The sequence below is a fragment of the Janthinobacterium sp. HH102 genome (genome assembly GCF_001758625.2).
In the GTDB taxonomy this organism is placed as follows: domain Bacteria; phylum Pseudomonadota; class Gammaproteobacteria; order Burkholderiales; family Burkholderiaceae_D; genus Janthinobacterium.
Map to the genome: position 1 here is coordinate 1,127,352 of NZ_CP062062.1, position 14,815 is coordinate 1,142,166.

The window sequence follows — 14,815 nt, forward strand, 5'->3', positions numbered from 1 at the left end:
CGATTACATTTTGTTTGGCGCGGACACGCCGATCAGTGCCAGGCCGTTGCGCAGCACCTGGCGCGCGGCGACGACGAGGGCCAGGCGGGCCATCTTGACGGCGTCGTCCTCGACCAGCACTTTTTCGGCAAAGTAGAAGCTGTGCAGGTTGGCGGCCAGCTCGCGCAGGTAGAAGGCGACCTGGTGCGGTCCCAGTTCCGCTTGCGCGCGCGCCAGCATTTCCGGGTAGGCGGCCAGGGTTGCCAGCAGGGTCGCTTCGGTCGGTGCCGTCAGGGCGGACAGGTCGACCCCGGCGATAGTGCTTTCATCGCCGCCCCAGTTTTCCAGGATGCGGCAGATGCGCGCATGCGCGTACTGCACGTAATACACGGGGTTTTCATCGGTGGTTTTCAGCGCCACGTCGACGTCGAAGACGAATTCCGTGTCGGCCTTGCGCGAGATCAGGAAGAAGCGCACGGCGTCGCGGCCCTTGGCGATGTCGCCGCCGCCCGACCATTCGATCAGGTCGCGCACGGTCACGTAGGAGCCGGCGCGCTTCGAGATCTTGACTTCTTCGCCGTCCTTCATGACGGTGACCATCTTGTGCAGCACGTAGTCGGGGTAGCCTTGCGGGATGCCCATGTCGACGGCCTGCAGGCCGGCGCGCACGCGCGCGATGGTGCCGTGGTGGTCGCTGCCCTGGATATTGATGGCCTGCACGAAACCGCGCTGCCATTTCACCAGGTGATACGCGACGTCGGGCACGAAATACGTGTAGGTGCCGTCCGTCTTGCGCATGACTCTGTCCTTGTCATCGCCGAAGTCGGTCGTGCGCAGCCACAGCGCGCCATCCTGCTCGTAGGTGTGGCCCGCCTTGATCAAGGTTTCCACGGCGCTATTGACCTTGCCGTCCGCGTACAGCGACGATTCCAGGTAGTAATTGTCGAACTTCACGCCAAACGCCTGCAAGTCGATGTCCTGCTCGTTGCGCAGGTAGGTGACGGCGAACGGGCGGATCGAATCGATGTCTTCCACATTGCCGTTGGCCGTCGCTGGCAAGCCGTCGCTGGCCGCAACCGTCTTGCCGGCCTTGAAGTCGTTGGCGATATCGGCGATGTAGTCGCCGTTGTAGGCGGACTCGGGCCATTCGGCGTCGCCGGGCTTGAAGCCGCGCGCGCGCGCCTGCACGGAATTGGCCAGGGTCTGGATCTGCACGCCCGCGTCGTTGTAATAGAACTCGCGCGTCACCTGGTAGCCTTGCGCGTCGAACAGCGAGGACAGGGCGTCGCCCAGGGCCGCCTGGCGGCCGTGGCCCACGTGCAGCGGACCGGTCGGGTTGGCCGAGACGAATTCCAGGATGACTTGCTTGCCGGCGCCTGCCGTGCTGCGGCCATAGCGATCGCTTTCGCCCAGGATGGTCTTGATGACGGCCTGCTTGGCGGCGGCGGAGACGCGCACGTTGATGAAGCCGGGACCGGCGATTTCCACTGCCTCGACCAGGCCCTTGCCGGCCGGGTTGGCCAGCACGGCCGTCACGATGGTTTGCGCCAGTTCGCGCGGGTTCTGTTTCAGCTGCTTGGCCAGTTGCATGGCGATATTGCAGGCGACGTCGCCATGCGATGCATCGCGTGGTCGCTCGAGCACCACGGTAGGCTCAAGCGAAGTGCCGGCCAGGACGGGAGCGAGGGCGGCCTGGAACAGGGCGATGATTTCTTGTTTCTGTTGGGCGAGCATGAGCAGGATGGCGGTGGAACCGCGTTAAGAATGAATAGAATGAATCGAAAAGCAAAACGGACGGCCATGACATCGCCGCCCAGACTGCGTTAATTATACTGGTTTGCTGCCGGGAACAATACGCTAGCCGGCAGTGTCCCCGTGCTGGCGCGTTTCACGATATTATCAGGACAGCATGCCCATGTTGGTGCGCGAAAACATCAGCATGGCGCATTCTGCTTGTATATATGCAGTTTTTTGCCGCAATTTACATGTATCGCTGCAATCGCTTGGGCCAGAGGACGCCACAAACGCTACAATCGACCCTTTATTGATGACGCGCGGCCGCGACTTTGCCTCCATGCAGCCCGCCGCGCGCAGCCACACCGGATAACTATGAACAAGCGCCCCACGCTGAAATTGAAAACCAAGCCGGCGCCAGGCCAGGCGCCTGCCGCACCGAAATTGCGTCCCAGCTACCATCCCGACCTGAAACCGGTCTTGCAGCCAGGCTTCCAACCCGATTTGCGCGCCGACTCGCTGGCGTTTTGCCTGCTGGGCGCGGCCAATGCCGTGGCGCAAGTGCGCACGGGCACGGCCCTGCCGCAGGCGCTGGCCAAGGTGTTTGCGCAATCGAACGCCAGCCCGCAGGCGCGCGGCGCCATCCAGGATATTTCCTACCGCACCATGCGTCAGCTGGGCCGCAGCGAAACGCTGGTCGGCCTGATGACGTCGAAGGCGCCCGAGCCGCCGATGCTCGCAGCCCTGCTGTGCTGCGCGCTGTCCTTGATGTCGGCCGAGCCGGGCGAGCAGCCGTACGAAGAATTCACGGTGGTCGACCAGGCTGTCACGGTGGCCACCTCGCACCCTGACCTGGCGCATGCCAAGGGCATGGTCAACGCCGTCTTGCGCCGCTTCTTGCGCGAGCGCAAGTCCTTGCTGGATGCGGCCTTGCAGCAACCTTTGGCGCAATGGAATTATCCGCAGTGGTGGATCGATTCGCTGCGCCTGGCTTACCCGCGCGACTGGCAAGCCATTTTGACGGCCGGCAATGCCGTGCCGCCATTGACCTTGCGCGTGAACCGCCGCAAGAGCACGGTCGAAGCCTACCTGGCCGTGTTGCAGGAAGCGGGTATCGCCGCGCGCCAGGTGGGACCGTTCGCCGTGCGACTGGACAAGCCGATCGGCGTGGCGCTGATCCCCGGCTTCGAGCAAGGTGTCGTCTCCGTGCAGGATGCTGGCGCGCAACTGGCCGCGCCGCTGCTGGATTTGCAGGACGGCATGCGCGTGCTCGATGCCTGTGCGGCGCCGGGCGGCAAGACGTGCCATATCCTGGAACTGGCCGACGTGCACGTGACGGCCATCGATGCGGACGCCAAGCGCCTGCCGCGCATCGCGGAAAACCTCGAACGCCTGGGCCTGGACGCGACCTTGAAGGCGCAGGACGCGCAATCGAGCGCATGGTGGGACGGCCAGCAGTACGACCGCATCCTGGCCGACGTGCCGTGCACGGCCTCGGGCATCGTGCGCCGCCATCCCGATATCCGCTGGTTGCGCCGCAAGGGCGACGCGTTCCAACTTGCAACACTTTCATCCAAAATTCTGGACAACCTGTGGCAGATGCTGCGCCCCGATGGTAAATTGCTGTTCGTGACATGTTCGTTGTGGCCGCAAGAGTCCGAGGCACAGGCGGCGGCATTTGCGGTGCGCAATAATGCGACCCGATTGACAGCGCCTGGCCAGCTGTTGCCGACTGGCAGCGCGGAGCAGGACCACGACGGTTTGTTCTATGCGCTATTCCAAAAAAATGCGGCTTGAGCGATTCGTCGAACCTTTTCTCACGGACACTACCGGCACACTTGTGACAACACGACTCTTCCGACTCCTGGCCCTGCTGCTGATGCTGGCATGTACCATGCCACGCGCGCATGCCGCCGATATGGTCGAGATCACCCGTGCCTACATCGAGGCCAGCGAAGAGGGCTACAAGCTGGCCGCCACGTATTCCTTCGAGCTCAATCATGACCTCGACGATGCCGTGCAGCATGGCGTGCCGCTGTATTTCACGACGGAAATCGAACTGACCCGGCCCCGCTGGTATTGGTTCGATGAAAAAGCCATCGTGGCGCGCCAGACCAGCAAGCTGTCGTACAACGTGCTCACGCGCCAGTACCATGTGTCGGGCGGCGGCTTGCAGCAAAGCTTTCCCACGCTCGACGATGCGCTGTTCCTGATCCGCCGTCCCAGCCGCTGGCTGGTGGCGCGGCGCGGCGAGCTGAAAGTGGGGCAGACGTATAACGTCACCTTGCGCATGGGCATGGACCGCGACTACCTGCCCAAGCCGATACAGGTCAATGCCTTCAATAACAGCGACTGGCGCCTGGCTTCGAATAAAAAAACCTTCTTGTATACGGCGGAGTAGTGAGTCAAGCATTGCGCTATCTGCTGGTGGTGGGCGGCGGCATAGTCAGTATCCTGCTGTTCCTGCTGGCATCGGCTTCCGATAATTCCGGCTTTTTCGACCGTTACTACACCTGGCTGCTGGGCCTGAACGCGGCCGTGGCCGTGTCCCTGCTGGCGCTGGTGGGTATTTCCCTGGGGCGTCTGTACGCGCGCTACAAGAGCGGCAAGTTCGGCTCCAAGCTGATGACGCGCCTGGTAATGCTGTTCGCCGCCGTCGGCATCCTGCCGGGCCTGGTGATTTTCCTTGTCTCTGTGCAATTTGTCTCCCACTCGATCGAATCCTGGTTCAACGTCAAGATCGAAGCGGCGCTGGAATCGGGGATTGAGCTGGGCCGTGCCGGCCTCGATGCGGCCCTGGTCGAGCTCGATCACCGGGGCCACAAGGCCGTCGAAGAAATGGGCGCCGACCCGGTGGCCGGCCCGGCCGTGCTGACCAGCCTCCTGCGCGAAGAGGGCATGCAAAATGCCATGCTCGTCAGCGGCGACGGCGTGCTGCTGGCCAGCGCCGGGCCGCACAGCGCGGCCGACTTGCCGACGCCGGCCATGCTGGTGCAGGCAGCCTTGCCGGCCGGCTATGCCTCCGCCGAAGGGGGACTGGAATTGCACGACGACGGCACGGAGTCGGGCGGCGGCGGTTTCCGCTCGGGCTTGCCGGCGTCGCTGGAAACGGCGGCCAGCCTGCGCCTGCGCGTGCTGGTGGCCGTGCCGGGACCGTCCGTCTCGCCCCGCTACCTGCAACTGCTGCAATCGGTGCCGCCCAAGCTGGCGACGAATGGCGAGGTGCTGCGCGCCGCCTACAGCGAGTACAAGGAACGTTTCGTCGCGCGCGTGGGACTGCGCAAGATGTACATGGAAATCCTCACCTTGACCTTGCTGCTGGCTATCTTTGGCGCCATCGGCAGTGCTTTCCTGATCGCGGGCAACCTGGCCCAGCCCCTGCTGCTGCTGGCAGAGGGCACGCGCGCCGTGGCCGAGGGCGACCTGTCGCCGCGCCCCATCGTCGCCACCAAGGATGAACTGGGTACCTTGACGCAATCGTTCAACATCATGACGCGCCAGCTGCTCGATGCGCGCACGGCCGTGGAAAGCAACCGCGCCGCGCTGCAAAACGCCAAGGCCCACCTGGAATCGGTACTGGCGAATATGTCGGCCGGCGTGATGGTGCTCGATGGCGACTTCAAGCTGGTGACCTGCAATGAATCGGTCGAGCGCATCCTCCAGCATTCCGGGATGAGCATGGTGGGCCAGCCGCTGGCGCAGATTGCTGGAATGGAAGAATTTGGCGGCGCCATCATCAGCGCCTTCACGGCGCAAAGCGCGCAATCGGCGTCGGGCCGCAACCAGCAGCGCCTGCATTGGCAGCGGCAGATCGAGATTCCGCGCCGTCTGGGCAGCAGTGCCGACGAGCATGACATCACCTTGCTGGCGCGCGGCTCGCGCTTGCCGCTGGAGTCGGGCAGCGGCTACATCGTCGTGTTCGATGATATTTCCGACGTCATTTCCGCGCAGCGCTCGATCGCCTGGGGCGAGGTGGCGCGCCGCCTGGCGCATGAAATCAAGAATCCGCTCACGCCGATCCAGCTGTCGGCCGAGCGCCTGCAGATGAAGCTCGAAGGCAAGCTGGAGCAGCCCGATGCAGACCTGCTCAGCCGCGCCACCACCACCATCGTCAAGCAGGTCGATGCGATGAAGCGCATGGTCGACGACTTCCGCGACTATGCGCGCACGCCGCCGGCCGTGCTCGTGCCCCTGCGCCTGAACGAGCTGATCGAAGAGATCCTGAACCTGTATCTGCGCGGCGACGATGGCGACATCATCCACCCGCTGCTGGCGCCGAATCTGCCGATGGTGATGGGCGATCCGACCCAGTTGCGCCAGGTGATCCATAACCTGCTGCAGAACGCGCAGGACGCCATGGCCGACCTGCCGCCGGATTCGCCGCATCCGCGGATTGACGTAAGGACGGAAGCAATTCATTATCGCAGTGCGGACGGCGGCGTGAATATCGCCGTGCGGCTGGCCATCACGGACAATGGTCCCGGTTTTGCGCCAAAAATCCTGGCGCGCGCCTTCGAGCCGTATGTGACCTCGAAGGCCCGCGGCACGGGATTGGGCCTGGCGATGGTCAAGAAAATTATCGATGAACACGGCGGACGCATCGATATCGAGAACCGGGTCGACGGCAATGGCGCTTCGGTGGTCATTTTGCTGTTAAAGTTAGCTCCCGACACTCCTGCCCAGGAATTCCTGGCGTGAGGGTCTGGTTTAGTATTTAAAACACTAATAAAATCATAGTTGTCCGCCGTGTACATCTTGTGCGCGACGGCCGGCGAAATGAGGAAGGCAAGACACGAATGGCAAACATACTCGTAGTGGATGATGAAATGGGTATCCGTGAGTTGCTCTCGGAAATTCTGGGCGACGAAGGACATGCTATCCAGCTGGCCGAAAATGCGCAGCAGGCGCGCGAAGCGCGTGCCGCCGGTGCGCCGGATCTGGTATTGCTGGATATCTGGATGCCCGACACCGATGGCGTCACCTTGCTCAAGGAGTGGCAGCGCGATGGCTTGCTGACCATGCCGGTGATCATGATGTCGGGTCACGCCACCATCGATACGGCGGTCGAGGCGACGCGCATCGGCGCCATGAATTTCCTGGAAAAACCGATTGCCTTGCAAAAACTGCTGAAAGCGGTCCAGCAAGGCTTGACGCGGGCACAGGAAACCGTGCGCGCGCCGAGCGTGGCGCCGCGTCCTGCGGCACCCGTGGTGACCGAGGAAAGCAGCCATCCCGTGCCCAGCTTTGGCGGCAGCGCGCCGCAACAGCTGATGGTGCGCCCAGGCATCGCCGTACCGGCGGTGGCCGAAGGCCATGGCTACAACCTGTCGTTCGACTTGCCGCTGCGCGAGGCGCGCGATGCGTTCGAGCGCATGTATTTCGAACACCACCTGGGCCGCGAAGGCGGCAGCATGACCCGCGTGGCGGAAAAAACGGGCCTCGAACGCACCCATTTGTACCGCAAACTGAAACAGCTGGGCGTCGAACCGGGCAAGCTGGCCAAGAAAGGCCTGTGACGTCAGCCGTACGGCGTCCGACGCCGCTGACCCTGGTCAGCGGTGCTTGCGCGGCCGGGCGCGAGGCGGCTATCGCGCAAGCCTTGCAGCCTGGCCAGCCGGCCGCCGTGATCCTCGAGGGTCTCGCTGACGGCAACGCCATCCTGGCCGACCTGGCCGAACAAATTTCTCCTTCTCCATCGTTTCCACTGCAACTGTTGCGTATTGCGCCCGGCTGCCTGTGCTGCAGCGGCAATCTCGTATTGCGTGTAACATTAAATCGTCTGCTGCGCCATCCACCAGCGCGCCTGTTCATCAGCCTGGCCGACGCCTCGCATATCGAACAGCTGCGCACCTGGCTGACGGCCAGTCCCTACGATGTCCTGCTGGCGCTGGAACCGGACCTGCTTGTTTCCTGAACGCGGCTTTCTGACGGTATTACCGCAGTCGCAGTTTGCATCTCGTTACAACTCTGTAGCCCGCAGGGTGGCCCGGCCGCTTGAAATGGCGGCGTGGGGACCCCACCTCTGTCCTGAAACCGCAAGAGTTTCTCTTGCTTGAGCGAAGGATGCAAAATGAACCTGATCTATAACAGCGAACAATACAGCGTCGTGGAATTCGGCGTCGATGGCGACCTGGAAGCCCTGCGCTTCGGCGGCTATGAAATCGTCGACAAGGGCGGCAAACGCGAGACTTTCATCGCGGGAGTCCTCGCGCAAAACTTCCGCCGCGACGTCACGGAATTGATCGCCAGCGAACCGAGCATGGAAGAGATCGATGAATTTTTGGGCAGCTATGATTCCCTCATGAGCCAGCCGGTCCTGTTGCACTGATTCTGGCTGTCTGATGGCCATCGCCACCATACCAATCCGCAAGGCGGCGTGGTATGGTGGGCATGTTATCCCGCTGCAAACAGACCATGTGCCAACTTCTCGGAATGAATTGCAATGTCCCCACGGATATTGTCTTTAGTTTTACCGGCTTCGCCATGCGCGGCGGCCATACCGATACCCACCATGACGGCTGGGGCATCGCCTTTTTCGAGGGCGCCGGCGTGCGCCATTTCGTCGATCACCAAGCGGCCATCGCCTCGCCCGTGGCCGAACTGATCAAGCGCTACCCCATCAAGTCGCGCAATGTCATCGCGCACATCCGCAAGGCCACGCAAGGCCAGGTGGCGCTGGAAAACTGCCACCCGTTCGTGCGCGAACTGTGGGGCCGCTACTGGGTCTTTGCCCACAATGGCGATTTGAAGGAGTTCAACCCCGTGCTGACGGGCAGCTACCGCCCCGTCGGCTGCACGGACAGCGAACTGGCTTTCTGCTACCTGCTGCAGGAATTGCACGCGCGCTTCGGCGACGCCCCGCCGGCCTTGCCGCAACTGCATGCCGCGCTGGCGGAGCTGTTGCCCGGCATTGCTGCCCACGGCACGTTCAACATGATGCTGTCGAGCGGCGAGGCGCTGTTTGCCCATTGCTCGACCAGTTTGCACTATCTGGTGCGACAACATCCGTTTCCAACTGCTAAACTCTCCGATGAAGACCTGAGCGTGGACTTTTCCCAGGTGACGACGCCCCAGGACAGAGTGGCCGTGATCGTTACCCAGCCGCTGACGACGAATGAACAATGGACGGCGTTTGCGCCCGGCGAATTGAAATTATTTGTCGATGGGATGGTGCAAGACACGCCAGTGGCCTGATTTTTGACGACAATAGCCTTGATTACTGCCAAAATACCCACAGCGCGGGCGAAATTCAGCTAAAGTATTGTCAATAGTGAACCTTGATGCGGGCGCCGCGCGGCCGGTGTCACTCGACGTGATTGATGAAGAGTTAATGATCGATATTTCCAGCAACGACATCACCCCGAAACCCTTGCGCGTGCGCGAGTTCTATCTGGGGCGACAACCTATCCTCGACCGCAACCAGGCCCTGTTCGGCTATGAGTTGCTATTCCGCAACGCTCCGGTCGGTCCCGCCAACATTACCAGCGACCTGTCCGCCACGGCCTCCGTGATCGCCCACGCTTCCCAGCTGGGCATGGAAAAAGTCATCGGCGACGCGCTCGGTTTCGTCAACGTCGACGCCGACGTGATCATGAGCGACATCTTCGTTTTCCTGCCGCGCGAAAAAGTCGTGCTGGAAATCGTCGAATCGATGCCCGTCACGCCGGAAGTGCGCGCGCGCATCAGCGAACTGGTGGGCCACGGCTTTACTTTCGCGCTGGAAAACGTCGTCTCCGATACGGCGCAAGTGCAGGAACTGTTGCCGTTGGTGCAATACGTCAAGATGGACATGAGCACGGTCGACCCGAAAGTGCTGGCAGCGCTGGCGCCCCGTTTCAAGCAGGAAAACAAGAAACTGGTGGCGGAGAAGGTCGAGACGCGCGAAGAATTCAAGTCGGGCCTGGACCTGGGCTTTGATTATTTCCAGGGTTATTATTTTGCCAAGCCCGCCATCATGACGGGCAAGAAGCTGTCGCCGTCGCAACTGGCCGTCATGGAACTGATGACACTGGTGACCTCCGATGCCGACAACATGGACATCGAGCGCGCCATCAAGCGCGACGTGTCGCTGGCCCTGAACCTGTTGCGTTTGGTCAATACGCCGGCCGTGGGTGCGCGCCAGCGCATCGATTCGCTGAGCCAGGCCGTGACCGTGCTGGGCCGCCGCCAGCTGCAGCGCTGGCTGCAAATCATGCTGTACGCAGAGCCAAGCAAGCGTGGCCATAGTATGACGCCGCTGCTGATGCTGGCGACCACGCGCGGCCGTTTACTCGAATTGCTCGCGCATAAACTGCGCCCGAACCATGCCCATTCGGCCGATATCGCCTTTACGGTCGGCATCATGTCGCTGATGGATACCCTGTTCGGCGTGCCGATGTCGGAAATCCTCAGCCAGATCGAAGTGATCGACGAAGTGGCCGAAGCGCTGCTGTCGCGCGAAGGCTTCTACGGCGACCTGCTGCGCCTGGCCGAATGCATCGAACGCATCGAAGACATGGAAGGCGAGATCGTGCCGACCTTGCGCGACCTGGCCATGTCGCCGGACGACCTGGTGGAACTGGAAATGGCGGCCTATGAATGGAGCGATAACGTAGTGCGTTATGCGCTGTAAGTTGGATTAGGTGGGGCCGCCGAGGCCCAAAGGGCCGTAATCCGACACAACATTGTTGGCACTGACCGGTGTTGTCGGATTACGCGCAAGCGCTAATCCGACCTACCCGCTGTAACGTCCCGGATTTCCACTTTTAAAAAACCCTGCACGGCATGCCGTGGCAGGGTTTTTTTACGCCGGTAGCTGCGCTACGCGGCAGCGCCGGGCCAGTGCTTGTGCAGTTCGGGGTCGGTGCGCAGCTCCCACAGGGCCAGCACGGCGACGGCGATACCGACGATCAGCTCGTTCCACATGACGACGCGCTGATCTGCCAGCCGCAGCACCCACGGCGAGGCGGCGACCCAGACGCCCACCAGCAGGTTGACGACGACGGCCCAGAAATAGGTCTTGTACAGATCGAAGGCGGCCAGCACGGCGATGACCAGGCCCGAGACAAAGGCGTTGATCATCTGCGGCGAGCCTTCGGGATAGGAAAAGGCCCAGGGCGAGACGAGCAGCCACAGGCCCAGCAACAGGATCACTTGGTCCTGCCAGCGTTTCAGTTTGAAGTTGGTTGCCATATTACCTCCTTGCCGGTTGGGGAACGGGCCGGAGCGGGCATGCAGCATGCCGGCCGGCATACTGCGTTAGTGCGCTGCGGCGCGCGAAAAGTTCCGCGCGCCGCAGCGCAAGGCGATGGTGCTTACGACAAGTTGGGCGCCAGCCAGCGTTCCACGTCCTCGATCTTGGCGCCACGGCGCTTGGCCATGTCTTCCACCTGGTCCATGCCGATCTTGCCGACGACGAAGTATTTCGACTCCGGATGGGCGAAATAGAAGCCGGAGACGGCCGCGCCTGGGAACATGGCATACGATTCCGTCAGCTGCATGCCGATTTCCTCGGCCTGCATGACCTCGAACATCTCTTTCTTGACCGTGTGCTCGGGGCAGGCAGGGTAGCCGGGCGCCGGGCGGATGCCCACGTATTTCTCGGCGATCATGTCGTCGTTGCCCAAGTGTTCATCGGGCACGTAGCCCCACAAATCCTTGCGCACGCGTTCGTGCAGGTACTCGGCAAACGCTTCGGCCAGGCGGTCCGCCAGGGATTTGAGCATGATGGACGAGTAATCGTCGTGTGCATCCTCGAAGCGCTTCTCGTATTTCTCGATGCCCAGGCCGGACGTGACGGCAAACATGCCGATGTAATCCTTCACGCCCGACGCCTTCGGCGCAATGAAGTCGGCCAGGCACTGGTTCGGACGCTGCACGCCGTCGACCACGGGTTTGACGCCTTGCTGGCGCATGCCGTAATACGTGAACGCCACGCTACTGCGTGTATCGTCCGTGTACACCTCGATATCGTCGTCATTGACGCTATTGGCCGGCAGCAAGGACACGACGCCGTTGGCCGTCAGCCAGCGTCCGTCGATGAGTTTTTTCAGCAAGGCCTGGCCTTCTGCGTACACCTTGGTGGCCGCGTCGCCCACCACTTCATCCGTCAAGATGGCGGGGAAGGGACCGGCCAGGTCCCAGGTCTGGAAGAATGGGCCCCAGTCGATATAGTTGGCCAGGGTGGCCAGGTCGACATTTTTAAACACGCGGCGGCCGATGAACTTCGGCTTCACGGGCTTGCAGGCGCCGTCGAACGGCACGACCATCTTGTTGGCGCGCGCCTGCGACAGGGGCAGGATGGGCAGGGCCTTCTTGTTGGCGTGCTGCTCGCGGATGCGCGCATAGTCGAGTTCGATGTCTTCCACGTATTTGTCGCGCTGTTCCGGCGTCAGCAGCGATTGCGCCACGGACACGGAACGCGAAGCGTCCGGCACGTAGATCACGGGGCCTTCGTAGTTGTGCGCGATTTTCACGGCCGTGTGGGCGCGGCTGGTGGTGGCGCCGCCGATCAGCAGGGGAATCTTGAGCATGCGGAAATGTTCGTCGCGCTGCATTTCCTTGGCGACATACGCCATTTCTTCCAGCGACGGCGTGATCAGGCCCGACAGGCCGATGATGTCGGCGTTTTCCACCTTGGCGCGGGCCAGGATTTCCGAGCACGGCACCATCACGCCCATGTTCACCACTTCGAAGTTGTTGCATTGCAAGACTACCGTGACGATATTCTTGCCGATGTCATGCACGTCGCCTTTCACGGTCGCCATGATGATCTTGCCCTTCGGCTTGGCGACGATGCCCGTGCGTTTTTCTTCCAGCAGCTTTTCTTCCTCGATAAATGGAATCAGATGGGCCACGGCCTGCTTCATCACGCGCGCCGATTTCACCACTTGCGGCAGGAACATCTTGCCTTGGCCAAACAGGTCGCCGACCACGTCCATGCCGGCCATCAGCGGTCCCTCGATCACGTGGATGGGGCGCCCGCCATTGTGCAGCAGTTCCTGGCGCGCCTCTTCCGTGTCTTCCACGATGAATTGCGTGATGCCATGCACGAGCGCGTGCGACAGGCGTTCCTGTACCGTTCCCTCGCGCCAGGCCAGGGTTTGCGCTTCGGCCTTGCCGTCCGCCTTCAGGGTACCGGCAAATTCGATCATGCGCTCGGTCGAGTCTTCGCGGCGGTTCAGCACCACGTCTTCCACGCGCTCGCGCAATTCCGGGTCCAGGTTGTCGTACACGCCCACCATGCCGGCGTTGACGATGCCCATGGTCATGCCGGCCTTGATGGCGTGGTACAGGAAGACGGTATGGATGGCTTCGCGGGCGGGATCGTTGCCGCGGAAACTGAACGACACGTTCGACACGCCGCCCGAGATCTTCGCGTACGGCAGGTTTTCCTTGATCCAGCGCGTAGCGTTGATGAAATCGACGGCGTAGTTGTTGTGCTCTTCGATGCCGGTGGCGACGGCAAAGATGTTCGGGTCGAAAATGATGTCTTCCGGCGGGAAGTCCAGCGCATCGATCAGCAAATGATAGGCGCGCGAACAAATCTCGATCTTGCGCTCGAAGGTGTCGGCTTGCCCTTTTTCATCGAAAGCCATGACGATGACGGCGGCGCCGTAGCGGCGGCACAGTTTCGCCTGGCGCAGGAATTCCTCTTCGCCTTCCTTCATGGAAATCGAGTTGACGATGGCCTTGCCCTGCACGCATTTGAGGCCCGCTTCGATGACCGACCATTTCGACGAGTCGACCATGATGGGCACGCGCGAAATATCGGGTTCCGAGGCGATCAGGTTCAGGAAACGCGTCATGGCGGCCAGCGAGTCGAGCATCGCCTCATCCATATTGATGTCGATCACTTGCGCGCCGTTTTCCACTTGCTGGCGCGCCACGGACAAGGCTTCGTCGTATTGCTCGTTGAGAATCATGCGCGCGAACGCCTTGGAACCCGTGACGTTGGTGCGCTCGCCCACGTTGACGAACAGCGATTCATCGTTGACGACGAACGGTTCCAGGCCCGCCAGGCGCAAGTCGTGCGACGGGGCCGGCACGGTGCGCGGTGTATTTTTCGACAGCAACTCGCCGATGGCGGCGATGTGTTCGGGCGTGGTGCCGCAGCAGCCGCCCGCCATGTTCAAAAAACCCGCGTCGGCAAATTCGCGCAGCAGGGCGGATGTGTCGGCCGGCAACTCGTCGAAGGCCGTGTCGCTCATGGGATTGGGCAAGCCCGCGTTCGGGTAGATGCAAACAAACGTGTCGGCGATCTTGGCCAGTTCTTCCGCATACGGGCGCATCAGGGCTGCACCCAGCGCGCAGTTCAGGCCGATGGTCAGCGGTTTCGCGTGGCGCACGGAATTCCAGAAGGCGGGCACGGTCTGGCCCGACAGGATGCGGCCCGAGGCGTCCGTGACGGTGCCCGAAATCATCAAGGGCAGGCGCACGACGGTCGGATTCTGTTCGTAGAACAGGTCGATGGCGAACAGGGCCGCCTTGCAGTTCAAGGTATCGAAAATGGTTTCCACCAGCAGCACGTCGGCGCCCCCTTCCACCAGGCCCTGCGTCTGCTGCAGGTAGGCGGCCACCAGCTGGTCGAAACTGACGTTGCGCGCGGCCGGGTCGTTGACGTCGGGTGAGATCGATGCCGTCTTTGGCGTCGGTCCCAGGGCGCCCGCGACGAAGCGCGGCTTGTCCGGGGTGGAATATTTATCGCAGGCGGCACGCGCCAGTTTCGCCGCCTGGACGTTCATTTCATAGGCCAGGTGGGCCATGTGGTAATCGTCTTGCGCGATCGTCGTGGCGCCGAAGGTATTCGTTTCGATCAGGTCGGCGCCCGCCGCCAGGTAGCGCTCGTGGATTTCCTGGATGATGTGCGGCTGCGTGAGGGTCAGCAGCTCATTGTTGCCCTTGACGAACAGTTCGCGCGCGCCGCTGTCGGCCGGCGCGGCGAAATCGATGAAGCGGCCGGCGGGACCGCCACGGTACGCTTCTTCGTCGAGCTTGTACTGCTGGATGATCGTGCCCATGGCGCCGTCGAGGATCATGATCCGCTGCGCCAGGATGGCGCGCAAGGTGGCTTCGGTCGGGGACATGGCGGGGATCACGGTATCGTTCATTTCATGCTTTCAAT

Annotated in this window: 11 protein-coding genes; 8 read left to right on the plus strand and 3 right to left on the minus strand. The window is 62.1% G+C overall.

The window, feature by feature from the left end:
* Positions 1 to 3: 3 nt before the first annotated feature.
* Positions 4 to 1,713: an arginine--tRNA ligase gene (gene argS / locus JAB4_RS05130; protein WP_070222764.1), complete on the minus strand. Its 1,710-nt coding sequence runs from the start codon at positions 1,711 to 1,713 to the stop codon at positions 4 to 6.
* 375 nt (positions 1,714 to 2,088) lie between these two features.
* On the opposite strand from argS, the gene rsmB reads away from it, so the two are divergent.
* From rsmB to JAB4_RS05170, 8 genes are all read left to right on the plus strand, one after another.
* Positions 2,089 to 3,510 carry a 16S rRNA (cytosine(967)-C(5))-methyltransferase RsmB gene (rsmB, locus tag JAB4_RS05135; protein ID WP_070222762.1) on the plus strand — a complete coding sequence of 474 codons (1,422 nt, stop codon included), beginning with the start codon at positions 2,089 to 2,091 and terminating at the stop codon, positions 3,508 to 3,510.
* A gap of 97 nt (positions 3,511 to 3,607) precedes the next feature.
* Entirely contained in the window at positions 3,608 to 4,114 is a 507-nt protein-coding gene (locus tag JAB4_RS05140) for a DUF4390 domain-containing protein (RefSeq protein ID WP_226939765.1), read from the plus strand.
* A complete protein-coding gene (locus tag JAB4_RS05145) occupies positions 4,114 to 6,411 on the plus strand; it encodes an ATP-binding protein (protein WP_070222758.1) in 2,298 nt (765 codons plus the stop codon). The genes JAB4_RS05140 and JAB4_RS05145 overlap by 1 nt, the downstream gene beginning before the upstream one ends.
* Before the next feature lie 98 nt (positions 6,412 to 6,509).
* Positions 6,510 to 7,229, plus strand: a complete 720-nt coding sequence (locus JAB4_RS05150) for a response regulator (RefSeq protein WP_070222756.1) — start codon at positions 6,510 to 6,512, stop codon at positions 7,227 to 7,229.
* Positions 7,226 to 7,627 carry a GTPase gene (locus JAB4_RS05155; protein ID WP_070222754.1) on the plus strand — a complete coding sequence of 134 codons (402 nt, stop codon included), beginning with the start codon at positions 7,226 to 7,228 and terminating at the stop codon, positions 7,625 to 7,627. The genes JAB4_RS05150 and JAB4_RS05155 overlap by 4 nt, the downstream gene beginning before the upstream one ends.
* A gap of 156 nt (positions 7,628 to 7,783) precedes the next feature.
* A complete protein-coding gene (locus JAB4_RS05160) occupies positions 7,784 to 8,041 on the plus strand; it encodes a DUF3567 domain-containing protein (RefSeq protein ID WP_070222752.1) in 258 nt (85 codons plus the stop codon).
* An 86-nt stretch (positions 8,042 to 8,127) separates the two neighbouring features.
* On the plus strand, positions 8,128 to 8,907 hold the full coding sequence (locus tag JAB4_RS05165; protein ID WP_071650236.1) for a class II glutamine amidotransferase: 780 nt from the start codon (positions 8,128 to 8,130) through the stop codon (positions 8,905 to 8,907).
* Between the two features lie 136 nt (positions 8,908 to 9,043).
* The gene (locus JAB4_RS05170) at positions 9,044 to 10,324 is read left to right on the plus strand and encodes an EAL domain-containing protein (protein WP_035824533.1); all 1,281 of its coding nucleotides are present in this window, start codon (positions 9,044 to 9,046) and stop codon (positions 10,322 to 10,324) included.
* A 188-nt stretch (positions 10,325 to 10,512) separates the two neighbouring features.
* Here JAB4_RS05170 and JAB4_RS05175 read toward each other — a convergent pair whose 3' ends face one another.
* Positions 10,513 to 10,884: an SPW repeat protein gene (locus JAB4_RS05175; RefSeq protein ID WP_083287233.1), complete on the minus strand. Its 372-nt coding sequence runs from the start codon at positions 10,882 to 10,884 to the stop codon at positions 10,513 to 10,515.
* Between the two features lie 122 nt (positions 10,885 to 11,006).
* Positions 11,007 to 14,801, minus strand: a complete 3,795-nt coding sequence (metH, locus tag JAB4_RS05180; protein WP_175444772.1) for a methionine synthase — start codon at positions 14,799 to 14,801, stop codon at positions 11,007 to 11,009.
* Between the last annotated feature and the right edge of the window lie 14 nt (positions 14,802 to 14,815).